This is a genomic window from Chrysiogenes arsenatis DSM 11915 (assembly GCF_000469585.1).
GTDB lineage: Bacteria > Chrysiogenota > Chrysiogenetes > Chrysiogenales > Chrysiogenaceae > Chrysiogenes > Chrysiogenes arsenatis.
Genome location: NZ_AWNK01000001.1, coordinates 68,405 through 91,881 on the forward strand (window position 1 = coordinate 68,405; position 23,477 = coordinate 91,881).

Consider the following 23,477-nt stretch of genomic DNA (forward strand, 5'->3'; position numbering starts at 1 on the left):
TCGCGATGGTTCAAATACCCGACGGAGCAACCTTGGGATCAAAAAGCTATTTTCTAGAATTTGACCATCTGGCTCATCCAACAAACAGCTCAGATCGTGGCTCGCTTCGTTTGCAAAATCTAGTTTTATTCGTTTAATTGTCACCTTGCTGCCTTTTGCTGGAGTTTGGCAAGCTTCTGGAGAACCATTACCTGATAAGCAGCATTAACCTTTTTGGGCACCACTCTTAGGCCAGTATCCTTATCTGGGAACCCAACGCCAGCGATATTAAACAACCCCATTTCGTCGTGCTTCCAAGTGACACACAAATCAACGTTACATTGTGACTGAATTTCGTAAATGAGACTGTTCAAGCAGTAGAAAATGCCGCGTAGATGTTTACAGCGATGCTCTTCACTATCCAGAGGCTCGGGGCCATATAAGCACAGATCATTCGAGTCACTTTCCGATGGGCACATAAAGAAAGTCGCCGCCACGTTGGCGTGGCTTTTTGTTGACAGGATTTGATAGAGATTATCCCGCTGCTCTTTGCCCTCCTGCGAAACTTCTTTCCGTATCCAAGCAGGTGACCCGAATGTATTCCGGTATTGCTTCTCAGCAACTTCCATAGATGAATCCGATGGGACTAAAGTAAGCCATTCCAATGCTTTTGCAGAATCTTGTCGCAAGATCAGCGATAGCCACCCTGTTTCTAGGCCAACCCTCGCTGAATTGTAGGACTCCACGAAAAAGCCACTCATGCAAAGTGAAACTGCTGCGGAAAATGCGTTGCATGACCGTGCCATAAGCATGTATTGTGCGGTCGCGCTAGGCGATGTAAAAGGCTCAATAGTGGACGTAAACTGAACGTATTTTTCAATAACGGAAAGCAATTCGGCTTGGATGCTACTAGATTTCGTATTCATTTGTCAGGCCACCATAATGAGTAATTCGTAACCTTATCCGTTAGCAGAGATATTATTGAAACCGCCGGAGACATACTTATGAAGAGCCTTGGCAAGGTACTCACGACGATCGGCGTCCAAGTCCGATTTAAACGATCCGGACTCGTATGCTTCAAGCAACTCTTGTTCTTCTGAGTCTAATTTAGCTTTGGGCATACTGCCACCTCAACAACTTCTGCCATTGTTTGTTAGTTACAGATTTCTCCTCGCTTCGCTCGTCGAAATGACAGCGGTGGTGCGTCTGGAGGGCAGAAGTCCGGTGAATGGCAGATATTTCGAACCCGCCAACCGCCACCACACTGCCGTCACATCTCCACTGTCTTCACCCCGTCGGTTCCTGCCGTGCCGAACGTCCATCGATTTCGTCCAGCACCAGCCGCGCATCACGCAGTAGCCGTTCGGTGGTTTCCCAATCGATACATTTATCGGTGATCGAAACGCCATAGCGAAGTTTCGATGCGCAGGGCATCATGGGTTGGTTACCGCTTTTCAGGTTGCTCTCCATCATGATGCCGAAAATCGAGGTGTTGCCGCCACGGATTTGCTCCAGAACGGATGCCAGCGATTCGGCTTGCCGTTCGTGATCTTTAAACGAATTGGCATGCGAGCAGTCCACCATGATGTTGGGGACAAGGCCGGATTTCTGCAAAATTGCTTCGGTTTCGCGGATATCTTCAGGGAAGAAGTTCGGCTTGGTATTTCCGCCACGCAGCACGATGTGGACAAACTGGTTGCCGGTGGTTTTGACGATGGATGTCCGCCCGTCAAGGTTGATGCCGAGGAAGTGGTGCGGATGCTGTGCGGCTTTAATCGCGTCGATGGCGATTTGCAAACCGCCGTCGGTGCCGTTTTTAAAGCCGACGGGGAACGAAAGGCCACTGGCCATTTCACGGTGCGTTTGCGCTTCGGTTGTCCGTGCACCAATGGCGCCCCAGCTGATCATATCGGCGACAAATTGCGGGGTGATTGGATCAAGCATTTCGGTCGCAATGGGAATACCCAGATCGGTAATATCGCACAGCAGTTTTCTGGCAACGCCCAGCCCTTTGGAAATTTGGTGCGTTCCGTTCAGGTCGGGGTCGTTAATCAGCCCTTTCCATCCAATGGTGGTGCGCGGTTTTTCAAAATATACCCGCATGACGAGAAAGAGGCGATCCTGCACGTCACGGTTGAGTTTTGCCAAACGTTCGGCATATTCCAGCGCGGCTTTCGGGTCGTGAATGGAGCAAGGGCCGACGACGACCATCAAACGGTGATCTTTGCCGCTCAGGATGTTGCGAATGCTCTGCCGCGACTGGGTGACGAAGGTCGCGCCGTCTTCGGAAAGGGGGAACACTTGTTTCAGATTGGCGGGGGTGATAATCGGGGTAAGGCTGGTGACGTTCAGGTCGGTGGTACGAATCATGGGCTATCTCCGTGGAATATAAAATTTTATTGTTCAATGCCGAAAGAATCAATCTGCTCACGGTATCGCGAAAACACAGCGGCAATCAAGTGGAAATGCACCCATGGGATGCTTCATTCTTGAGCGGTCAGCCGTGGCACAAGCTGATGTTTCGCCCACCGCTCTTCTTCATCGCGCGCTGGTGGTGTTTGACTGCAGGCCACAAAAGCCCAGAGCTCAAATAATCCTCGCTCAATCGCTTTGCCGACCGGCACACCAAGGGCGATGAGGTCGTTCCCTTTGAGTTGTGGCCGTTGGTAGCGATAGCGGCAGAGGTATTCTTGCAGGAATTGCGCGCCGAGGGTGTTTTTTCCCCGTGCCAGTGCAAGCAGGATAATTTCGACGGGTGGTTTGCTGGCAATCTGTAATTGTTTCCAAAACTCTTTTTCGCGCCCGAGGGAAAAGATGATATCTCCAGCCTGCCCATAGCCATAGCGGACAATGGCGGCATATTTTTTGGGTGTTTCGCGCAAGATGGGGAATGATTCGCGCGTGTCGGTATCCATGGTTCGCAGGAGTAACGTCAGATACAGGATATCTTTGCGCTCTAGTGCGGGTGCTAAAAAGTCATAGGCAATTAACAACTCTTCCAGTGTGTCGATGAGCGTCATGGTTTTGGCATCGTACACCAGTTCAGGATGCAGCCCTTGCATAAGGCGCAGTTCAAACAGTCGACGCAAGCACTTGGTGGGTCGCGCTTCGGTAAACATGTGGCGTAATTCGTCATACAGCCGCTTATGGCTGACGTGTTGGAGTAAATCAAGGTCACGTGCGCTTTTTATCAGCCGCAGGGTTTGGTCGCCAATGGGAAAATCGTAGCGCTGTTCAAAACGGACGGCGCGGAACATGCGGGTGGGATCGTCGATGAACGATAGGCTGTGTAAAATACGGATGCGGCGGTCGCGGATGTCTTGCATGCCGCCAAAAAAATCAACTAAAGCAAAGGTGTTGAGCGAAATCGCCATCGCGTTGATGGTAAAATCGCGGCGGTAGAGGTCGCGCTTGATGGAACTGAGCGAAACGGTGGGGAGCGCGCCAGGGTGTTCGTAATACTCCGAGCGGCTGGAGGCGATGTCAACCCGTTTACCATCGGCAAGGATGACGATGCTGGTTCCAAAACGTTCGTGCGTGTTGATTCGCCCACCAAGTTTCTGGGCGATCTGTGTGGCAAAGGTGATCCCTTCACCTTCGACAACGAGGTCAATATCGTGATTCGGGCGGCGCATCATCAAATCGCGCACCACACCACCAACCAGATACACATTGCGCTCCGCTTCATTGGCGATAGCGGCAATTGATTCAAGCAGTTGGCGCACGTGCGCGCCCGCCACTTCCCCAAGCAGGCGATAGACATTTTTCTGCTGCGGCCCCGCTTCGGCTTCCCGTTTTTGAGCAACGGTTTTACTGTCGGTTTCGTAGCGATATTCACGTAAAAGGTCGGTGCGGGTAATAACGCCAACCACTTTTTTCTCGGCGTTCACGATGGGAATCAACCCTTGCAATCCGCGCAAGAGGACGGCTTCAATCGCGTCAAATGGTGCTTCGGGAGGGAGCGAGGTGATTTCGGTTTCGGCAATAGAGGCAATTTCTTCCATCCCAAGGCCATGTTCGCGTGCTTTAAAGGCGGCGGTTTTGCCGACGATGCCATAGAGCGTGTCATTACGGTTCACGACGGGCAGACAGTTAAGCCCTTCACGCCCCAAAAAGGCACATACGCTGGCTATGGTGCTATGCAGGGTAATGACTTTCGGCGGCGCACTCATGATGGTAGCCGCTTGCTTCATCCGCGCGACAACGGCCTTCATTTGCAGCCAAAAAGCCTCAACTGCCTGCAAAAGTGTCATGTGATGCACGGTCGCGCTGGCCGCATCGCGGTGCCCATCGCCGTTAAATATGGCGGCAACTTCACGCGCCGAAACAAAACATTTGCTACGGACAATGGCATAAATCCGCCCTTCCATCCGCAAAAGAGCGCAAAGGAGGTCGGATTCCTTCATCGTCATAATATTTCCCAGCATCCCCGATACGTCAGGAACGTATTGATGAAAATCGGCGTAACACAGCGCAACATTGACGCCGAGAATCATGCGCGTTTCGCTATGCCGCAAAAGGTCGCTGAGAATATGAATTTCGGCATCCTGCCAATGGCGCGCGAGGAGGCGATCTACCACTTCCATCTCCGCGCCACACTCCAGCAAGTAAGCGGCACTTTGATAGTCGAGCGGCGTGGTCGAGCGGTAGAGCAGATGACCGGTATCTTCGTGAATGCCAGTCATTAAAAGTGTTGCCAGTGCTGGCGTTATAGCGTGGGATTTTTGACGCAAGAGTTGTGTCATAAAAGCCGCATTGGAGCCGCAACTACAGATGTTCATTTCGATCAAAGCATTCGGGGGAAGTTCTGTTTCAGGAAGCGGGTGGTGATCATAAATGGTGGTAGGAACCATGCCGTAGAGCGTAGCAAAAGAGCCTAAACGTTGCGGTTGTGAGGTGTCGACAACTATCAATTCCGTAACGTCTGTGGGGTCGATAGTGCTGGATGGTTGAGGCGGATTCGGAAATGGATAGTGTGCTAAATAGCGCTGCACGGTAATGCTGGGCGAATCGACAATCACCACTACCGCGTCGGGATGGAGCTTACTTGCAGCTACCATGGACGCGAAGGCATCGAAATCAGGATTCGCATGACTGACGATTATTTGCACGTGACCCTTCCTGCGGTAATGTCTCACTCGCGAAACTCACGAGCGCGCGCTCGCCAGTGTTTCCTTTTGTGCTTCACCATAGTACACTCGCGGTGTGGAATTCCAGCGCGAAACACCTATCAGGAGAGAATATATGCAGGATTGGCACGTACACTCCGGCTTTTGCCCTCACGGCAGTGGTCGCTCAACCGAAGAGATCCTTCTGGAACGGATGGAACAGGGCGCAACGCTGGTCGGCTTTGCCGAACATGCGCCATTCCCTGAAGGGTGTATCGACCCTTCGCCCCTCAGAGATAGTGCGATTCGCGCACAGGATGTTGAGCCGTATCTCGACGAAGTGGAGCGCTTGCGCGAAAAATATGCCGCCCGGTGTGATGTTCGCATTGGTTTTGAGTTTGATTATCTCCCCGGATACGAAACCACTATACAAGATTTTATTGACCGTTATGGTCACCGGATGGATCACGCACTTTTGTCACTGCACTGTTTGCATGATCGCTGTGTTGATTTTTCGGCGGCGGAAATGAAACGGTTACTTGATGACCATTTTTCAGGAAATGTGGTGTTACTCTATCACGACTATTATCAAACCTTGGCTCGTGCTATCCGCTCTCCGTGGCGCTTCCCGTTTCCTGTTGCTATTGGCCACTTTGACTTGGTCAAAAAATTCCGCCCTGACTTCCCGATTGATCCTGCTGTGGCGCTCGAAGCGGCTTTGCCAGCACTTGAAGCGTTGGCGGGGAGAGGGTTAACGGTTGAAATCAACACGAGCGGATTAAAAAAGCCCTGTCAGGAAATCTACCCAACGCGGGCGATTATTGCCGAACTGCAAAAACGGGGAGTGCGGCTGCAATATGGGTCGGACACGCATTAGCCAAAGAGCAATTAGTGCTTCCGTCCACAATTACAATCATCATCATGCGGTATTCCGTAGCCACCAAAAAAACGACTGAGCGGCACGCGGTAGCGGCTAAAAAGGCGATAGGCGATATCGAAACAAGGGCGCAAAATTGGCCATCCGGTTGGAGCAGCAAGCCACCCAAGCCCAACAGCGCGGTACGCGTGACGAAAAACATCCATACCGGTAATCAGCGAACGATCAGGTCGGATGGCGTGGACGGTGCGATTCAGCTCCCGCCACGTGGTGCCATAGTCACTTGGCACAAAGCTAGCACAGGCGATGTCTTGAAACGCGAGCAAGCCATGGTGGTTGCGATTTTGGAAAAATTCGATGGTACGGCGACAGAATGGGCAAGCGCCATCGTAGAGGATTTTTAGCTGCCAATGCGGATTGGCATCGTTGTCATGCATAGTCACCGACCTACCAAAAGAAAAACCACCTGCCATTCCGATGAAACGACAGGTGGTACGAGTGAATTACTTAATCAGTAATTCCGCAATCTGAATGGCGTTCAGCGCCGCCCCTTTGCGAAGCTGATCACCAACAACCCAGAAGGTCAAGCCGTTATCAAAGGCCAGATCTTTGCGGATCCGTCCCACTTCGCAGTCATCTTTGCCGGCCACAAAGAGCGGCATCGGATAGATTTTGTTGGGCAAATCGTCAACCACTTTTACCCCAGGAGCCGCATTCAGCAGTTCACGCGCTTTGGCTGGAGTAATCTCTTTTTCGGTTTCAATGGTAACGGATTCTGAATGCGCCGAAATGACCGGCACGCGCACGCAAGTGGCCGATACGCGGATATCTTCTAATCCCATAATTTTACGGGTTTCGTAGAACATCTTCATTTCTTCACGCGTATAGCCATTTTCCTGCGGTGTATCGATGTGCGGAATGACGTTGTAAAGAAGCTGATACGGGAACGTGCTAATCGTGAGTGGTTGCCCTTCGTGATGTTGGCGTCCCTGATCTTGTAGTTCGTACATCCCCTTGGCACCAGCTCCAGAAGAAGACTGATAGGAAGAAACGATAACCCGTTTAACGGTGCCGTAGTCGTGCAGCGGCTTGAGCGCAACGACCATAATAATGGTGGTACAGTTTGGGTTGGCGATAATCCCCTGATGCTTAAAGGCATCTTGCGGGTTGACTTCAGGAACCACCAGCGGCACGCCTGCATCCATACGGAACGCCGAGCTGTTATCGACGACAACAGCACCAGCCGCTGCGGCAATCGGGCCGAATTCTTTACTGATCGAACCACCCGCCGAAAACAGGGCAATATCAATATTCTTAAATGAATCTTTCGTCAGGGCATCGATGGTGTATTCTTTCCCTTTGAACGTCACCTTTTTTCCAGCAGAGCGTGGCGAGGCAAGAAGTGTTAAGTTTTCAATAGGGAAATTGCGTTCTGCAAGGATGTCAAGAAAGACTTCTCCGACCGCGCCAGTGGCACCGACAACGGCCACGTTGTAGCGATCTTTTTTCTGTAGCGTAGACATGGTGTTCCTCCAAAAAGGGCACTTCAGATTTTTAAACAGGGGCGTTTATATCATGGATAACAAAAATTTCAGCTCTTTTTTCTTGCTTGCATCTGCGGAGTCGGGCATAAACCATCTTTGATTTTTTCTGATAACGGTACTTTGAGATGAGGAGCTTGAGTGATGAAAAATGACATTGTAGTGATTTCAGGGAATGCCAGCCGCGAATTAGCGGGGATGATTTGCACCGAGTTAGGAATGCCGCTGGGCGATGCTTTTGTCGGACGTTTCAGCGACGGAGAAACGCGCGTGAAAATCAACGAAAACGTTCGCGGTCGTGATGTTTTCGTGGTGCAATCAACGTGCAGCCCCGTGAATGAACACTTGATGGAACTTCTCATCATGTGCGATGCGCTGAAGCGTGCTTCGGCAAACAGCATCACTGCCGTTATCCCGTATTTTGGCTACGCCAGACAAGACCGCAAAGCTGAGCCACGCGTACCGATCACCGCCAAGATGGTGGCCGATTTACTGCAAACGGTCGGTGTCACACGCCTGTTGACGATGGACTTGCACGCGGGGCAAATTCAGGGCTACTTCAATATTCCCGTCGATAACCTGTATGCTATGCCGATTCTGGTTGATCATATCCGCAAAAAACAACTCGATAACCTTGTGGTTGTCAGCCCCGATGCTGGTGGCATGGAGCGGGCGCGGGCGTTTGCTAAGGCACTTGATGCAGGTTTAGCAATGATTGATAAGCGACGTACCGCTCCCAACGTGGCCGAAGTGATGAACGTCATCGGCGATGTTGAGGGGAAAAATCTTGCGATTGTGGACGATATTATTGACACCGCGGGAACCATTTGTCACGCGGTCCACGCTCTGAAAGAGCGCGGTGCCAACGATATTTACGGGGTTTGCACCCATCCTGTCTTCAGTGGCCCTGCCATTGAGCGGATCAATCAGACGCCGTTTAAAGAGGTTTTAACAACGGATACAATATCGCTTAAAGGTGGCAATGGTGGCTGCGATAAGGTGCGGGTGGTGACGGTAGCGAAACTGATTGCTACCGCGATCAACCGGATTAACCATTCAAAAAGTATTAGTTCGCTCTTTGTGTAACCAAGCGAGTTGTTGCGTGATATGCAGATAATCGTTGGACTCGGCAATCCGGGCGACAAGTACAGCCAGACACGGCATAATATTGGATTTCATGTTATCGAAGCCCTTGCAAAAAGGGCTTCGGTCGTTTCGTTTCGCGACAAATTCAGTGCACGCATAGCCGAAGCAACACTCGTTGGCGAAAGGGTGGTTTTCGTTAAGCCGCAAACCTTTATGAATCTCAGTGGTAATGCGCTTTCACAAATATTAACGTGGTACAAACTTCCCATTACGGACACCATCGTGATCCATGACGATCTCGACCTGCCGTTTGGCACGCTGCGCCTTCGGCGCGGTGGCGGCGCCGGGGGACACAATGGCGTGAGCGATATTGTCCGCAAGTGTGGTGGTGCGGAATCGATTCGCGTCCGCTGTGGTATCGGTCGCCCGACACCGCCAATGGCGGTTGCCGATTATGTGCTGAGTGGTTTTTCGGGTGAAGAAAAAGGGGCACTTGAATCATTTGTGCTACGCAGCGCCGATGCGGTAGAATGCGTTGTGCGCGATGGGTTGACGGTTGCTATGAATACGTTTAACGGCAAAGGGAAATAACTCCGAGGTTCTATGGAAAACAGTATCATCAAAGTCCCGCCCCATAGCCTAGAAGCCGAACAAGCGGTGATTGGCTCATGCCTGATTGACGATAAAGCCATCGCGCGAGTCGTTGAAGTGATTGGCTACGAGGATTTTTACCTTGAATCGCATCGCCATGTTTTCCAAGCGTTGTGCGAAATGTTTAACCGTGGCGAGCCTGCTGACTATTTAACCCTTTCAGAAGCGCTCAAACGGAAACAACTGCTGGAGCGATGCGGCGGGTTGACGTTCCTCGTCGCGCTGACTTCGCAAACGGTCAGTAGCGCGAACGTCACCTATTACGCCAAAATCGTGAAGGAAAAGTCGATTTCGCGACAGCTGATTGAAGTTGGCACCGAGGTGGTGGAAAAAGGGTATCAAAGCGATCAGGATTCGGAATACCTGCTCGATTATGTCGAAAACCGTGTCTTTGCGATTTCGCAAGGCCGCGTCAAAAAGAGCTTTCACCACATCTTTGAAATCACTAAAAGCGTCTATTTGCGGATCGAAGCGCTTTATGAAAAAAAGACCAAAATCACTGGCGTGCCAAGCGCCTTTATTGATCTGGATAATATGACGAGCGGCTTTCAGCCTTCTGACCTGATTATTATTGCCGGACGTCCGGCGATGGGGAAAACCGCCTTTGCGCTGAACATTGCACAAAACGCCGCGCAGGAGCGCTATGGCAATCATAAAGTTGCGGTTTTTTCGTTGGAAATGAGCGAAGAACAATTGGTTATGCGGATGCTCTGCTCGCAAGCCGGTGTTGACGCGGGACGGGTGCGGACGGGGAATTTAAACAAGGAAGATTGGTCGAATCTGGCGCTTGCGACCGGAGAACTGAGCGAACTCGATATTTTCATTGATGATACGCCAAGTATTTCCGTGCTGGAAATTCGCGCCAAATGCCGCCGTCTGCAGGCCGATAAAGGGCTTGATATGGTGATTGTGGACTACTTACAACTCGTCGGTGGCGGGAATAAAGAAAGCCGCGAACAGCAGATTTCGGAAATTTCCCGCTCGTTGAAGTCGTTAGCCAAAGAACTGCACATTCCCGTGTTGGCGCTCAGCCAGTTGAACCGTAGCGTGGAACAGCGTGCCGATAAACGGCCTATGCCATCGGATTTGCGCGAATCAGGAGCGATTGAGCAGGATGCCGATATTATCCTCTTTATTTATCGTGACGAAGTGTATCACCCCGATACGGCGGATCGGAACATTGCTGAAGTGATCATCGGCAAGCAGCGAAGCGGGCCGACAGGAACAGCAAAGCTCCTGTTCCGGAAGGAGTTGACACGTTTTGAAAATCTTGAGCAGCATTATTAAACCCACCCACAAGCCCATCACCCCTTTTCAATGGCGCGTCTATGCCGCCCTTTTGTTGATTCCGCGAGGGTCAGTAACCACGTACGGGTTACTGGCTCGCTATCTGGGGTGCGGTTCGGCACAAGCCGTCGGGCAAGCACTTCGCCGCAACCCTTTCGCGCCGGATGTCCCCTGCCATCGTGTGATTACGTCAAACCTGTGTATTGGTGGCTTTTCGGGGCAAAGAGAAGGGGAGCAGATCGCAAAAAAACTCACTTTGTTGACTGCCGAAGGGGTTGAGTTTCACAATAGCGCCCTGAAAGACCCTCGGCAAATTTTCCATTTCCCTACTTGAAAATTTCAATAATCGGCGTATACCGGATTTGCTTTTCATTTCCCTTCTGCCCGAAGTGACAGAGAAAGGTCTTTTCCCATGTCTTTGTTGAAGTCGTTCCTTACCATCGAATCCCCAAAAAGCCTTCAGTGCTGGCGCGAAGGGTACACCCGCGAAGCTTTTTTTGCTGATCTGAGTGCGGGCATCACGGTAGCGATTGTCGCATTGCCGCTCGCAATGGCGTTTGCTATTGCCTCGGGCGCTGCTCCCGAACAGGGTTTGTATACCGCAATTATTGCTGGTTTCTTGATTTCCGCGCTGGGTGGAAGTCGCCACCAGATTGGCGGGCCGACAGGAGCATTCGTCGTTATTATCTATGCTGTTATCATGCGTCATGGATACGATGGATTGTTACTTGCCACGTTTATGGCGGGCATAATGCTGGTGCTGATGGGGCTCTTTCGACTTGGCACGGTGATTAAGTTTATCCCCTATCCGGTGACTACAGGCTTCACAGCGGGTATCGCGTTGATTATATTTGTTTCACAAATTAAAGATGTTTTTGGTATGCAGATTGAAACACTGCCAGCCGATTTTATCGGCAAGCTGACTACCTATAGTCAATCACTTCACACTATCAGCCTGGAAGCCACCGTATTGGCAATTGTTGGCATCCTTTTGATTCTGGCTTGTCGCCGCTACACACCCAAAATTCCCGGCCCAATTGTAGTTGTTATTCTCGGCGCGGTTGCCGTCTGGCTCTTTCAATTGCCAGTAGAAACCATTGAATCCCGTTTTGGGGCTATCCCAAGTACGTTGCCGACTCCTTCGCTCCCAGTATGGAGTTTCGAAAAAATTCGTGCCGTCTTTCCCGATGCTTTAACCATCGCACTGCTCGCAGCTATTGAATCGCTCCTCAGCGCAGTGGTGGCAGACGGTATGACAGGGCATCGTCACAAATCGAATACCGAGCTTATCGCGCAAGGGATCGCTAACATCGCGTCCGCACTTTTCAAAGGGATTCCTGCCACAGGAGCCATCGCGCGAACAGCAACGAACATTAAGTCGGGTGCACGTACACCGGTGGCGGGGATGCTGCACGCCTTTTTTCTCCTCCTGATCATGCTCTTTTTGGCACCTTTGATAGTAAAAATTCCGCTGGCCGCATTGGCCGCTATCTTGGTTGTTGTGGCGTGGAATATGAGTGAAATTGAGAGTATCAAGCATTTGATGAAAGCTCCACGCAGCGACGTGCTGGTGCTCGTTACGACCTTTGCTTTAACCGTCCTCATCGACCTAACGGTTGCCGTGCAAGTAGGGGTTTTGTTGGCTTCGCTCCTCTTTATTAAACGAATTAGCGAGGTTTCGCACATCAGCCGCCTCGAGCTGCAAAGTTATGATAACGAACAGGAAAATGACGCCGATCCTGATGACATCCGGCATAAATCAATTCCCGATGGGGTTGAAGTCTACGAAATCAACGGGCCGTTTTTCTTTGGTGTTGCTGATCGTTTGGGGCGGACATTGGACATTCTGCAGAAACCAACTCCGGTGTTTATCGTGAGGATGCGACATGTGCCAGTTATCGACGCCACCGGCATGCATGCGCTCGAAGAGTTTTACGAACGGTGTCGACGCCAAGGGACGCAAGTCGTGCTTTCGGGCGTACGCCCTCAGCTGAAAAAGAAACTTGAGCGCTTCGGCTTTATCGCACAGATTGGCAACGAGAATGTGTTAGATCATATTGATCGGGCGCTAGAGCGCGCACATGAACTACTACGCGCCTAAGAGATACGTATACGCTTACGAATACAGGCAACCAAAAGAAGGTCACTGCAAAACACTTTACATAAAAAAGGAAAAAACTAGCAAAATTGTTTCATTTTCTTGCTTGACAAAGTGATCCGGCAACTGCATTATCCGTCAGATTTTTGACACAAACCATAAAGGAATTTAACATGGATTTTCTTCACAGCATCAAGGGTAAACTCTTGGTATTTTTCGTTTTGGCTGCCAGTGGAACCTTCACACTCGTTGGATTTTCACTCTACTCTCTCTACAACAGCTTATACGAGTCAAAAATGGAAATGGTGAAGAATCTTTCCGAATCATCCCATAAAGTCATCGAAGATTTCTGGAAGCTCACTGAAGAAGGAAAAATGACCGAAGCGCAAGCCAAAGAAGCTGTCTTGCGCGCAATTAAGTCCGTACGCTATGGCGATGGTGATTATTTCTGGATTAACGACATGCAACCCGTGATGATCATGCACCCCACAAATCCCAAATTAGACGGGCAGAATTTGAGTGCCATTAGCGACCCGAACGGCAAAAAACTCTTTATGGAATTTATTCAGGTTGTCCGTCAAAGTGGCAAAGGACATGTGGATTATATGTGGCCGAAGCCGGGTTTTGAAAAACCCGTAAAAAAGGTATCGTACGTCATTGGCTTTCAACCGTGGAACTGGGTAGTCGGCACAGGCGTATATATTGACGATATTCAAAAAACGTTTTGGGCGGAAGTGACCAAATTCGCCATCATCGTCGGGGTGCTACTCCTGATTCTGATGACCCCGATGCTACTACTTTTCCGGGCAATCATCATTTCTTCAACCTCTCTGGCGAAGAAAACCAAAGAGTTAGCCAGCGGCGAAGGAGACTTGACGCAGCGCATCCCCGTTATATCACGTGACGAAATTGGTGAAGCAACGACACAGATCAACAAATTTATTGAAAAAATTCAGGCCATCATTATCGATGTTCGTTCCACCTCAGAAGGGGTCGCATCGGCGAGCGAACAGCTCAGCAGTGCGTCAACCCAGATGTCAAGCACCATGAACATGCAAGCCGAAAGTGTTTCTCAAATTGCGGCAGCCGCTTTAGAAATGTCGCAAGCCATTAGTACTTCGCGGGAAAATGCCGAAGAGATGAAACGCAATGCTGAAACCGCTCTGGGCGCGGCGGATAAAGGGGGCGAAGTTATTCGCCGCTCTTCCGGCGAAATGCAAGAAATCGTTGGCCATGTGACCAGTGCCGCGCAGTCAGCTTCTTCTCTTGAGGAGAGCGCCGTGCGTGTTGGCCAAGTTATTCAGGTTATCAACGATATTGCCGACCAAACGAATCTGCTGGCGCTGAATGCCGCTATCGAAGCGGCTCGTGCAGGCGATGCCGGTCGTGGCTTTGCGGTTGTTGCTGACGAAGTGCGCAAGCTTGCCGAGCGCAGCACCGTTTCGACGGCAGAAATCATCGATATCGTGAAAACTATCCAAAATGGCATCACGGCAATGACACGTGCCATGGAAAACGTTAATATCAAAGTGCAACACGGTTCCGCCCTCTCTCAAGAAGCGGAGGGTGCTTTCCACGTGATTCTGGAAAATATCCACGCACTACAACAGATAATCGGCCACAATGCCATCTCTATGGATGAGATGTATAGCACGTCGGAACAAATCAGTGATGACATTCAGGGCGTCTCTGCCGCTACTGAAGAGTCGGCAAAAGCCTCCGAAGAAGTGGCAGGTGCGGCCAATAATCTTGCCCAACTTGCCGCCGACGTAAAACACCATCTTGGTGGCTTTATTGTTGACGGCCACAAACCCCCGAGGGGATTGCAAATCCGCTCGTAGTCGACTATGCTGGGAGCCTTCAAATGGTTCTTAGCAAGGGGCAACTGTGAATTTTGAAAACTTGATATATTCGATACCCGTCATTCTTTTTGCCGTGACGTTCCACGAGTTCGCTCACGGCTATGTTGCGTGGTACTTTGGCGACCCAACCGCCCGCAACGAAGGGCGACTGACGCTCAACCCATTGAAACACCTCGATGTACTTGGAACGCTCACCTTAGTTATTACACAGATGATTGGGTGGGCGAAACCCGTTCCGGTTAATCCCCGCTATTTTCGCAATCCGCGTCGCGACATGGTGTACGTTGCTCTGGCAGGGCCGGCATCGAATATCCTGCTGGCGATAGTCAGTGTGCTTATTTTCCACGCCATGAAAGGCATGTCATTTCAAAGCGAAACCGCTTTGTCCATTGCGTCAACCGTATTTACAATGGTGCAGATTAGCGTTTTAGTAAATGTTGCCCTCGCTGTATTTAACATGATACCCCTCTTGCCACTCGACGGTGGACGTATCCTGTACGGCATGCTCCCTCCAAGGCAAGCATATGAATTTGGTAAAATTGAGCCCTACGGTTTTTTTATTATACTGGCATTGGTATTTCTCGGGCTGACACAGCAGGTGATCCGCCCGATTATCAACACTATTTTAACACTATTTGGAGTGTATTAGTTTTATGAGTGATTCGCGCGCTATTGCACTACTTTCAGGCGGACTCGACTCTACCGTTGCACTTTGGCTTCACCTTCGCGAGCACCCAAATTCAGTCGCTTTGGCGTTGACATTTGACTACGGCCAACAAGCCGCACCACGCGAAATGGCAGCCTCAAACGCCATTGCCAAACACGTGGGCGTACCGCATCAGATCATACCACTCCCGTTTCTTGCAGAAGTGGACGGCTCCGGCCTGCACAGCGGAAAGATACCTGATGATGTTGACATCAACTCCTCCCATGCATGCCATGCCAGCGCCAAAGCGGTTTGGGTTCCGAACCGCAATGGTTTGTTCATAAACATTGCCGCCGCCTATGCGGAAGCATTGCAGTGTACACAGATTATCGTCGGGTTTAATGCCGAAGAAGCCGTGACGTTTCCTGATAATTCCGAGGAATTTCTTGCTGCCGCCAACGACGCTCTACGCTACTCGACCCTACAAAAAGTGCGCGTCACCAGTGCTACGAAGCGGATGAACAAAACCGATATCATGCGTGAATTACTTGAGAGTAACATCCCTACTCATTTACTCTGGAGTTGCTACCGCGGTAGCAGTGAACCGTGCGGCACCTGTGAAAGCTGCCTACGATTTCAACGTGCTTTGCAGGAGGTTACCCGTGAAATTTAAAGGAGTGGTCATTACCCTGAGCGACAAAGGGTATGTTGGGCAACGCGAAGATACCAGCGGCCCTGCACTGATTGAAATACTGAGCAGCATAGGCATTGAGATGGAGCCAATGGCGCGCATACTCCCTGACACACATGATATGATCGTGTCAGCATTGCAAGAATCTATCGCCACCGGATATCACCTGATCGTCACCACTGGTGGAACGGGTGTATCGCCACGCGACGTCACTCCTGAAGCGACTCGCGTCGTCATTGAAAAAGAAATCCCCGGCATGGCCGAAGCGATGCGCGCCGCAAGTATGCTCAAAACGCCACACGCCATGATATCGCGTGCGCTCGTCGGCATTGTCGGCACGACTATGATCATTAACCTACCAGGCTCGCGTAAAGGTGCCGTAGAAAACCTTGCCGCCATTCAACCCGCGCTGCTGCACGCCCTCAAAAAACTCTGTGGCGATCCTGAAGATTGCGGTGTTCCCGTACATGGAGCGCACCACTCATGACACTTCGATCACGTTTAACATGGCTGCTTTTCATGGTTATTGCGATTTTCTTTGTGACTTTTTTTGCGTACTCTGTCACAAGCGTTTCTAACACGCAGCCGCCACTCTATGGATATGCCGTAGTCGCATTAGTATGCGTAATTTTCTTTTCGTTCGGCATCCATACGCTCCTCGTGCGCCCCCTCGAAGGGATTGCAACCGCACTGTTGACTCGCAAAGCCGATCTGCTCCAGGAAGCCCTGAACGCCCCCAAAGAAGTCGCGAATATAGCACGTGCAACGGAAGAATTTTTTCGCCAGAGTGCCCTGCTTGACCAATACAAAAACGCCATTGACGAAGCGCTGATTGTATCCAAGACCGATACACGCGGCATCATCACGCATGTGAACGATGCTTTTTGCCGCCTTTCTGGCTATAGCGCAGCTGAACTTATCGGGAAAAACCATAATATTGTCCGCCATCCGAATACCCCACCAGAAACATTTCGCGAGTTATGGGAAACCATAAAATGTGGTCAAACGTGGCGCGGGGTAATCACAAGTCGCAGCAAAAGCGGAAAAGAGTTCACCGTCGATACCACCATCCTCCCACTCAGACTTGAAAATGGCGAAATAGGTGAATACATAGCTATCCGTAGCGATATTATACCGCTGATGGATCAATGGAAAATCATTCAGGAACAAAGCACAGACCAACTCACCGGCTTACCCAACCGCCAGAAACTTCTGCGCGACCTGAACGCTCCCGTTCCCCACGTCATGTGCATGTTGAATATCGACCGCTTTCGTGAAATCAACGAAACCTACGGTTTTGAATTTGGCGACCGCACCTTGGCTCAGATCGGCCAAACGCTGCGCAACCTTATTCCGGTGGAAGTCTCACTGTATCGCCTCAATGGGGATCAGTTTGCCCTCTTGCATTCGATGCCTGACGAAAAACTTAACATGGCGAATCTGGCAAACGCGCTGATAGCGTTTTTTGCGACACACGACATTATCGTTGACGATACGGCGCTGGAAATCGCCATTCGTATCAGTATGGCGCGCGATTCATCAAACCTGATCATGGCAGCAGAGTTTGCCCAAAGCTGTGCCCGTGAAATGGGGAAATCATTCGTCGATTACAATACCGACCCCGGAGTACAGCAATTGATTGCACGCAGTGCTGAAGCAACGGCCATTCTTAAATATGCCATGGAGACAAATGGCATTCAGGTGTTTGGCCAGAAAATTCTATCGCTCGCGGAACCGGATAAACTCAAAGTAGAATGCCTCATGCGCATAGAAGGGCCGAACAACGTTCTGCATTCACCATTTAACTTACTGGAACATGCCAAAAAAGCCCGCACGTATGACCGATTCTCGCAGATGATGATACGCAAACTGTTTGCCTTTCTCGAAACGATCACAGAAGGTGAGTTCTCACTGAACTTGTCGAGCGAAGACATTCAAGACGAAGAAACTATGTCGCTCCTCTATGCCCTGCTGGCAAAACACTATGGCCGCAAAACAACGCTGGTTTTTGAAATCGTGGAAAGCACACAAATCCGCTTCACCTCGCAACTCTTTGCCTTTGTTGAAACCGTTCGCGGGTTAGGTTGTAAAATCGCCATCGATGACTTTGGTAGTGGCTACTCAAATTTTGACACCATTATCAAACTCCGTCCGGACTACCTGAAAATTGACGGCTCGCTGGTGCGGCATATCGATCATGACGACCGCTCCGAAGCAACCGTACGCACTATTGTCGCCTTCGCCAAACAGCTCAATATCGAAGTCGTTGCGGAGTTTGTCCACTCTGAAGCGGTACTGGAAAAAGGCCTCGCAATGGGAATTGATTATTTTCAAGGATTCCATCTGCATCAGCCTGAACCCATTGCGAAGTGTGTGGGCAATACATAAAGCACACGGGGCGTTCATCTTGTCCCTTGAAAAATGGGTGTAAATGGGTGTGATGTTGGTGAATAACTCGCGGTGCCATAAAAAAAGGCAGCGCCTTAATCGGCAAAAACCGACCAAGACACTGCCACACTTTGTATTCGACATTTTCAAAAGCCCAGATTACTGAGCGTTAGCGCTTATTCCCACTCAATGGTTCCCGGCGGTTTACTCGAAATATCGTATACCACGCGGTTGATCCCTTTGACTTCGTTGATAATGCGGTTCGATATTTGCGCCAGCACGTCATACGGAATACGCGCCCAGTCGGCTGTCATACCATCGACACTGGTCACGGCGCGTACGGCACAGGCGTTTTCGTATGTCCGTTCGTCACCCATCACGCCAACGGTTTTAACCGGGAGCAGCACCACAAAAAGTTGCCAGATTTCGCGGTAGAGTCCCGCCATCTTAATCTCTTCAATCACGATATGATCCGCATTCCGCAGAATCTCTAGCCGCTCACGAGTAATTTCGCCCAGTACGCGGATGCCAAGTCCTGGCCCTGGAAAGGGGTGACGGTGGACAATCTCTTCCGGCATGCCAAGTTCCAACCCGACAAGCCGCACTTCATCCTTAAAGAGTTCACGGAATGGCTCAAGAAGTTCAAACTTGATATCATCTGGCAAGCCGCCAACGTTGTGATGGCTTTTGATAACCGCCGAAGGGCCTTTGACGCTGACCGATTCGATCACGTCGGGATAGAGCGTCCCTTGTGCCAAAAAGTCGAAGTCTCCCAGCTGTTTCTTGCAGTCTTCGAAAACGTAGATAAATTCGTTGCCGATGATCTTCCGTTTCTTTTCGGGATCGGTCACGCCCGCGAGTTTATCAAGAAAGCGATCCGAAGCATCTTCGTAATGGAGGTTAATTTTATAATGGTTGCGGAAGGTGTTGACCACGTACTCGGCTTCATTTTTGCGCAGCAGGCCGTTATTGACAAAAACACACGTCAGTTGATCGCCTATCGCTTTGTGAATCAAAATTGCGGCAACCGAGGAATCAACACCACCGGAAAGGGCACACAGGACGCGACGATTACCAACTCGCTCGCGAATCCCTTCGATTTGCGATTCGATAAAGTTCGCCATATTCCATGACGATTCACAACCGCAAATGCGATGGACAAAGTTCGACAACATCACTTCACCCTGATAGGAATGGACAACTTCAGGATGGAATTGGATCGCCCAAATGCGGCGTTCCGCATTACGAATAGCTGCTATCGGACAATTTGCGGTATGTGCAATCGGTTTAAATCCTTGCGGCATTTGCTCTAACTTATCACCATGACTCATCCAGACGGTACATTTATCGCCCACAATATCAAGGTTGGCAAACAGGTCGGAATTATCGTCAATCGTCAACTCGGCTCGCCCATACTCCCGCTTTGCGGAGTGCGCCACCACGCCACCATTCAGGTGACAAATAAGCTGCATGCCATAGCAAATGCCAAGTATCGGCAAACCAAGATCGAAAATGCGTTGATCGGGCAATGGCGCTTCCGCGGCGTAGACGGAAGACGGGCTGCCGGAAAGGATGATGCCACGCGCACCAAAGTTACGAATAGTTTCAAAAGCCGTATTAAACGGAAGGATTTCGCAATATACCTGCGCTTCACGGACGCGCCGCGCAATCAGTTGCGTGTACTGTGAGCCAAAGTCGAGAATCAGGATTTTGTTGGCGTTAATATCGTGCATGGATTATTTCTCAGTCGAATAGTTAGGTGCTTCTTTAGTGATAATAACATCATGAACGTGCGATTCACGCAGGCCAGCGCTCGTGATGCGGATAAAAACGGCATTTTTACGCAAGTCGTCGATAGTGGCACAGCCACAATACCCCATCCCTGAGCGAATACCACCCATGATCTGGTGTGTACTATTCGCGAGCGTGCCACGGAAAGGGACTTTCCCTTCGATCCCTTCAGGGACGAGCTTCTTATCCTCTTTAACATTCCCCTGGAAATAGCGATCCTTACTGCCGTGCTTCATCGCACCGACGGATCCCATACCACGGTAAACTTTATAACTCCGGCCTTGCAGCAGCTCGATTTCGCCTGGCGATTCCGCTGTTCCCGCAAAAAGTGATCCAATCATCACGCAATTCGCCCCTGCGGCGAGCGCTTTGACGGCGTCACCAGAATATTTGATGCCACCATCGGCAATGACAGGAATCCCTAATGGGTCGCAGTATTGTGCCACATCGTCGATAGCCGAAATCTGCGCCACGCCAACACCGGCAATAATCCGCGTCGTACAAATCGACCCCGGCCCGATCCCGACTTTAACCGCATCGACACCAGCTTCAATGAGCGCCGCCGCCGCTTCTTTCGTGGCAATATTGCCCGCGATGATTTCCAGAGCGGGGAACCTCTGGCGCGTTTCTTTGACAACATCCAAAACTTTTTTGGAATGACCATGAGCGGTATCAATCACGATAACATCAACTTGGGCAGCGACCAGGGCTTCGATACGCTCAAACGTGTCGCTCCCCGTTCCTACCGCCGCGCCAACACGCAGACGACCGAGTTGATCTTTACAGGCATTCGGGTATTTCTGGCGCTTTTCTATATCCTTCGTAGTAATCAAACCCTTGAGTGTCATGTCTTCGTCGACCACTAAGAGTTTTTCGATGCGATGGCGGTGCAGGATATCCGCAGCATCTTCAAGGTTGGTGTTGACGGGGACGGTGATGAGTTTTTCTGACGTCATATATTCAGAAACTTTGTGGGTGTGATCTTTGCAGAAACGGAGGTCGCGATTGGTTAAAATCCCAACGAGGCGATTATTATCGACTGTTACCGGGACACCACTGATTTTATACTTGGACATTAAGGCTTCGGCATCAGCAATCATGGCGTCGGGATGGATCGTTATCGGATCGACAATCATCCCAGACTCAGAACGTTTTACCTTATCAACTTCATCGGCTTGTTGCTCAATCGACATATTACGATGCACAATGCCGATACCGCCTTCCTGAGCAATAGCAATCGCTAAACGGGCTTCGGTGACCGTATCCATTGCTGCGGCCACAATAGGGATTTTCAGGGTAATGTTGCGCGTTAATTGGGTCGTGGTGTCAACTTCGTGTGGCAGGACTTCACTGTACGCAGGTGTCAGTAAGACATCGTCGAAAGTCAGGCACTCTTTGATGTTCGCCTGGAGCATGCTGGAACCTCCGTCATCAAATTGTTTCCGGGTAATAAACTTCTGGTGTTACTCACAAAAAAGCAGAGTGTACCGAACATTACCGTCATTTACTAAAAGAAAAAAAGGCCTGGAGAAGATTCCCTTCTCCAAACCTCCGAATTCATACCGATGGTCGGAGCGACCGGATTTGAACCGACGACCCCACCCACCCCAAGGGTGTGCGCTACCAGGCTGCGCTACGCTCCGACGAAGGAGCCTTATACTCCCCGTCAGGTCACCATGTCAAGATTCTAATGCCGTAAAATTATCGCGCAACGCTGTAACTCAACCGACGAAAAACATACTTTTCTTTTTTTTCAATAGTGTGACATCTTGAGCGTACCATGTGTTGATTTGTTTCTTTCTGATTACGTTATCGTACCGGCTCCACAAGATCCTCGTGCTCAATAAACCCGTTAACAGTATGCATCCAGAGGAGCAGACCATGCAAATTCGAGTTGGTTATGAATTAGAATATAGTTGCCCACAACCGACACCGATGATTTTAACGCTCAATGTACACTCCTCACGGGTAGCCGACCTCGTCAGCGTCGATCACATTACGACCGTTCCAGCGGTTCCTCTCGACCAATACCGCGATGGCTTTGGCAATTGGTGCAGCCGCTTGGTCGCCCCAGAGGGCGATATCCGCATATCGACAAGCGCCGTTATCCGTGACTCCGGACTCCCAGACGAAGTCGATATATTCGCTCAACAACATCCAATAGAAGATTTACCCGCCAACACGCTCGTCTATCTCCTTGGGAGTCGCTATTGCGAAACCGACCGCCTTTCAGAGATCGCTTGGCAGCTCTTTCACCATTCTCCCTTTGGATGGGAGCGGGTTCAGGCCATCTGTAATTTTGTGCATACTCACATCCGTTTTGGTTACGAATACTCCAGCCCGACAAAAACAGCATGGGAAGTTTTTAACGACCGCACTGGCGTCTGTCGTGATTTCGCCCACCTCGCCATCGCTTTTTGCCGCTGCATGAATATCCCCGCTCGCTACTGTACCGGCTATCTCAGCGATATCGGCATGACACCACCGTACAGCGTGATGGATTTTGCGGCCTGGATGGAAGTGTATCTCGGAGGACGCTGGCATATCTTTGATCCACGCAATAACGAACGGCGCTGTGGTCGAATCCTGATTGCGCAAGGGCGCGACGCCGCCGACGCCGCCATCAGCAATACATTTGGCGCCAATACCCTGAAACGGTTTATCGTTCACAGGGACGAAATACCAAATTCATAAAAACCTCATGAACACCAACACCTCTCATCCGCTCTTGGCACACGACGAGCCACCAGCCTTTGACATACTACGTGCGAACGGTAGCAGCCCTATCGTAATCGTCTGCGATCATGCTTCCAATCGTGTTCCACGTTGCTTACAGCAGCTCGGGCTTGACCCATCGCAACTCGAAAAACATATTGCGTGGGATGCGGGTACGGCCAATGTCGCTCGGCTCCTTTCAGCGCAACTTGACGCCACGGTGATTTTGTCCAACTATTCGCGCCTTGTGATTGACTGCAACCGGATGCCGGGCAGCAGCGGTTCGATAGTAACCATCAGTGACGGGGTGCCCATTTTGGGCAATCAACACTTGAGCGAGGCCGAACAGCTACGTCGTCAACGTGAGCTGTTTTTCCCGTACCAACAGGCCATTGACGAACTGCTCCAAGTTCGCAATCCGGCCAAAACTCTCCTGGTAGGTTTGCATAGCTTTACTCCGAGTCTAGGTGGTCAGCACCGCCCGTGGAGCATTGGTGTATGCTACGGCAAAGACCGGCGGCTAGCCGACCAACTCCTCACGCTTCTACCGGAGTACATTTCAGGAGAGATAGGCAACAACCAGCCTTACCAGATTGACAGCGACATCGACTTTACCCTACCGCATCACACCAGCAAACGGGGCATACAGCACGTCATGCTGGAAATCCGGCGTGACGAAATCGCTACGGAAGCCCAGACAACCCATTGGGCCGCTTGCCTGGCAAACGCGCTGAATTCAGTAACGTAGCACCCGATA

At 50.6% G+C, this 23,477-nt stretch carries 21 protein-coding genes and 1 tRNA gene; 13 read left to right on the forward strand and 9 right to left on the reverse strand.

Annotated elements, in window-relative coordinates; genetic code table 11:
* Positions 1-140: 140 nt before the first annotated feature.
* The 4 genes from P304_RS0100320 to P304_RS0100335 form a co-directional block, all read right to left on the reverse strand.
* On the reverse strand, positions 141-905 hold the full coding sequence (locus P304_RS0100320; protein WP_027388920.1) for a hypothetical protein: 765 nt from the start codon (positions 903-905) through the stop codon (positions 141-143).
* A 33-nt stretch (positions 906-938) separates the two neighbouring features.
* Positions 939-1,100 (reverse strand): hypothetical protein, encoded by a 162-nt coding sequence (locus tag P304_RS17155; RefSeq protein WP_169720913.1) that lies wholly within the window; start codon positions 1,098-1,100, stop codon positions 939-941.
* A gap of 166 nt (positions 1,101-1,266) precedes the next feature.
* Positions 1,267-2,349: a 3-deoxy-7-phosphoheptulonate synthase gene (locus tag P304_RS0100330; protein ID WP_027388921.1), complete on the reverse strand. Its 1,083-nt coding sequence runs from the start codon at positions 2,347-2,349 to the stop codon at positions 1,267-1,269.
* A 113-nt stretch (positions 2,350-2,462) separates the two neighbouring features.
* Entirely contained in the window at positions 2,463-5,090 is a 2,628-nt protein-coding gene (locus tag P304_RS0100335) for a CBS domain-containing protein (protein WP_027388922.1), read from the reverse strand.
* A gap of 133 nt (positions 5,091-5,223) precedes the next feature.
* On the opposite strand from P304_RS0100335, the gene hisJ reads away from it, so the two are divergent.
* Positions 5,224-5,964, forward strand: a complete 741-nt coding sequence (hisJ, locus tag P304_RS0100340) for a histidinol-phosphatase HisJ (RefSeq protein WP_027388923.1) — start codon at positions 5,224-5,226, stop codon at positions 5,962-5,964.
* Between the two features lie 11 nt (positions 5,965-5,975).
* Here hisJ and P304_RS13185 read toward each other — a convergent pair whose 3' ends face one another.
* Together P304_RS13185 and P304_RS0100350 are read right to left on the reverse strand one after the other, a co-directional pair.
* The gene (locus P304_RS13185; protein WP_051321262.1) at positions 5,976-6,401 is read right to left on the reverse strand and encodes a thiol-disulfide oxidoreductase DCC family protein; all 426 of its coding nucleotides are present in this window, start codon (positions 6,399-6,401) and stop codon (positions 5,976-5,978) included.
* A gap of 66 nt (positions 6,402-6,467) precedes the next feature.
* Positions 6,468-7,487 (reverse strand): aspartate-semialdehyde dehydrogenase, encoded by a 1,020-nt coding sequence (locus tag P304_RS0100350; RefSeq protein ID WP_027388925.1) that lies wholly within the window; start codon positions 7,485-7,487, stop codon positions 6,468-6,470.
* A 162-nt stretch (positions 7,488-7,649) separates the two neighbouring features.
* Between P304_RS0100350 and P304_RS0100355 the strand changes: the two genes are divergently transcribed.
* The 10 genes from P304_RS0100355 to P304_RS13195 all read left to right on the forward strand — a co-directional run bounded on the left by P304_RS0100355 (position 7,650) and on the right by P304_RS13195 (position 18,214).
* Positions 7,650-8,591 carry a ribose-phosphate diphosphokinase gene (locus tag P304_RS0100355; RefSeq protein ID WP_027388926.1) on the forward strand — a complete coding sequence of 314 codons (942 nt, stop codon included), beginning with the start codon at positions 7,650-7,652 and terminating at the stop codon, positions 8,589-8,591.
* Between the two features lie 21 nt (positions 8,592-8,612).
* The gene (pth, locus tag P304_RS0100360) at positions 8,613-9,182 is read left to right on the forward strand and encodes an aminoacyl-tRNA hydrolase (RefSeq protein WP_027388927.1); all 570 of its coding nucleotides are present in this window, start codon (positions 8,613-8,615) and stop codon (positions 9,180-9,182) included.
* Positions 9,183-9,194: 12 nt separating this feature from the next.
* A complete protein-coding gene (gene dnaB / locus P304_RS0100365) occupies positions 9,195-10,529 on the forward strand; it encodes a replicative DNA helicase (RefSeq protein ID WP_027388928.1) in 1,335 nt (444 codons plus the stop codon).
* Positions 10,504-10,863 carry an MGMT family protein gene (locus P304_RS0100370; protein ID WP_152514452.1) on the forward strand — a complete coding sequence of 120 codons (360 nt, stop codon included), beginning with the start codon at positions 10,504-10,506 and terminating at the stop codon, positions 10,861-10,863. Before dnaB ends, P304_RS0100370 begins: the two co-directional genes overlap by 26 nt.
* A gap of 78 nt (positions 10,864-10,941) precedes the next feature.
* Positions 10,942-12,630 carry a SulP family inorganic anion transporter gene (locus P304_RS0100375; protein ID WP_034763441.1) on the forward strand — a complete coding sequence of 563 codons (1,689 nt, stop codon included), beginning with the start codon at positions 10,942-10,944 and terminating at the stop codon, positions 12,628-12,630.
* Positions 12,631-12,800: 170 nt separating this feature from the next.
* A complete protein-coding gene (locus P304_RS13190; RefSeq protein ID WP_051321263.1) occupies positions 12,801-14,468 on the forward strand; it encodes a methyl-accepting chemotaxis protein in 1,668 nt (555 codons plus the stop codon).
* A 46-nt stretch (positions 14,469-14,514) separates the two neighbouring features.
* On the forward strand, positions 14,515-15,138 hold the full coding sequence (locus P304_RS0100385; protein WP_051321264.1) for a site-2 protease family protein: 624 nt from the start codon (positions 14,515-14,517) through the stop codon (positions 15,136-15,138).
* A gap of 4 nt (positions 15,139-15,142) precedes the next feature.
* The gene (gene queC / locus P304_RS0100390) at positions 15,143-15,808 is read left to right on the forward strand and encodes a 7-cyano-7-deazaguanine synthase QueC (protein ID WP_034763444.1); all 666 of its coding nucleotides are present in this window, start codon (positions 15,143-15,145) and stop codon (positions 15,806-15,808) included.
* On the forward strand, positions 15,798-16,313 hold the full coding sequence (locus P304_RS0100395; RefSeq protein WP_027388933.1) for a MogA/MoaB family molybdenum cofactor biosynthesis protein: 516 nt from the start codon (positions 15,798-15,800) through the stop codon (positions 16,311-16,313). The genes queC and P304_RS0100395 overlap by 11 nt, the downstream gene beginning before the upstream one ends.
* Positions 16,310-18,214 (forward strand): EAL domain-containing protein, encoded by a 1,905-nt coding sequence (locus P304_RS13195; RefSeq protein ID WP_051321265.1) that lies wholly within the window; start codon positions 16,310-16,312, stop codon positions 18,212-18,214. Before P304_RS0100395 ends, P304_RS13195 begins: the two co-directional genes overlap by 4 nt.
* 176 nt (positions 18,215-18,390) lie before the next feature.
* Here P304_RS13195 and guaA read toward each other — a convergent pair whose 3' ends face one another.
* From guaA to P304_RS0100415, 3 genes are all read right to left on the reverse strand, one after another.
* Entirely contained in the window at positions 18,391-19,947 is a 1,557-nt protein-coding gene (guaA, locus tag P304_RS0100405; protein ID WP_027388934.1) for a glutamine-hydrolyzing GMP synthase, read from the reverse strand.
* Positions 19,948-19,950: 3 nt separating this feature from the next.
* Positions 19,951-21,420, reverse strand: a complete 1,470-nt coding sequence (guaB, locus tag P304_RS0100410) for an IMP dehydrogenase (protein WP_027388935.1) — start codon at positions 21,418-21,420, stop codon at positions 19,951-19,953.
* Between the two features lie 151 nt (positions 21,421-21,571).
* Positions 21,572-21,648: transfer RNA gene (locus tag P304_RS0100415), tRNA-Pro, on the reverse strand.
* A gap of 238 nt (positions 21,649-21,886) precedes the next feature.
* On the opposite strand from P304_RS0100415, the gene P304_RS0100420 reads away from it, so the two are divergent.
* Entirely contained in the window at positions 21,887-22,699 is an 813-nt protein-coding gene (locus P304_RS0100420) for a transglutaminase-like domain-containing protein (RefSeq protein WP_027388936.1), read from the forward strand.
* 7 nt (positions 22,700-22,706) lie between these two features.
* Entirely contained in the window at positions 22,707-23,468 is a 762-nt protein-coding gene (locus P304_RS13200; protein WP_034763447.1) for an N-formylglutamate amidohydrolase, read from the forward strand.
* The last annotated feature ends 9 nt before the right edge of the window (positions 23,469-23,477 follow it).

Excerpts from the sequence above, each read along its gene's own strand:
- P304_RS0100320 (WP_027388920.1), bottom strand. The coding sequence starts at position 905 with ATGAATACGAAATCTAGTAGCATCCAAGCCGAATTGCTTTCCGTTATT.
- P304_RS17155 (WP_169720913.1), bottom strand. The coding sequence starts at position 1,100 with ATGCCCAAAGCTAAATTAGACTCAGAAGAACAAGAGTTGCTTGAAGCA.
- P304_RS0100330 (WP_027388921.1), bottom strand. The coding sequence starts at position 2,349 with ATGATTCGTACCACCGACCTGAACGTCACCAGCCTTACCCCGATTATC.
- hisJ (WP_027388923.1), top strand. The coding sequence starts at position 5,224 with ATGCAGGATTGGCACGTACACTCCGGCTTTTGCCCTCACGGCAGTGGT.
- P304_RS13185 (WP_051321262.1), bottom strand. The coding sequence starts at position 6,401 with ATGCATGACAACGATGCCAATCCGCATTGGCAGCTAAAAATCCTCTAC.
- P304_RS0100350 (WP_027388925.1), bottom strand. The coding sequence starts at position 7,487 with ATGTCTACGCTACAGAAAAAAGATCGCTACAACGTGGCCGTTGTCGGT.
- P304_RS0100355 (WP_027388926.1), top strand. The coding sequence starts at position 7,650 with ATGAAAAATGACATTGTAGTGATTTCAGGGAATGCCAGCCGCGAATTA.
- pth (WP_027388927.1), top strand. The coding sequence starts at position 8,613 with ATGCAGATAATCGTTGGACTCGGCAATCCGGGCGACAAGTACAGCCAG.
- dnaB (WP_027388928.1), top strand. The coding sequence starts at position 9,195 with ATGGAAAACAGTATCATCAAAGTCCCGCCCCATAGCCTAGAAGCCGAA.
- P304_RS0100375 (WP_034763441.1), top strand. The coding sequence starts at position 10,942 with ATGTCTTTGTTGAAGTCGTTCCTTACCATCGAATCCCCAAAAAGCCTT.
- P304_RS13190 (WP_051321263.1), top strand. The coding sequence starts at position 12,801 with ATGGATTTTCTTCACAGCATCAAGGGTAAACTCTTGGTATTTTTCGTT.
- queC (WP_034763444.1), top strand. The coding sequence starts at position 15,143 with ATGAGTGATTCGCGCGCTATTGCACTACTTTCAGGCGGACTCGACTCT.
- P304_RS13195 (WP_051321265.1), top strand. The coding sequence starts at position 16,310 with ATGACACTTCGATCACGTTTAACATGGCTGCTTTTCATGGTTATTGCG.
- guaA (WP_027388934.1), bottom strand. The coding sequence starts at position 19,947 with ATGCACGATATTAACGCCAACAAAATCCTGATTCTCGACTTTGGCTCA.
- guaB (WP_027388935.1), bottom strand. The coding sequence starts at position 21,420 with ATGCTCCAGGCGAACATCAAAGAGTGCCTGACTTTCGACGATGTCTTA.
- P304_RS0100420 (WP_027388936.1), top strand. The coding sequence starts at position 21,887 with ATGCAAATTCGAGTTGGTTATGAATTAGAATATAGTTGCCCACAACCG.
- P304_RS13200 (WP_034763447.1), top strand. The coding sequence starts at position 22,707 with ATGAACACCAACACCTCTCATCCGCTCTTGGCACACGACGAGCCACCA.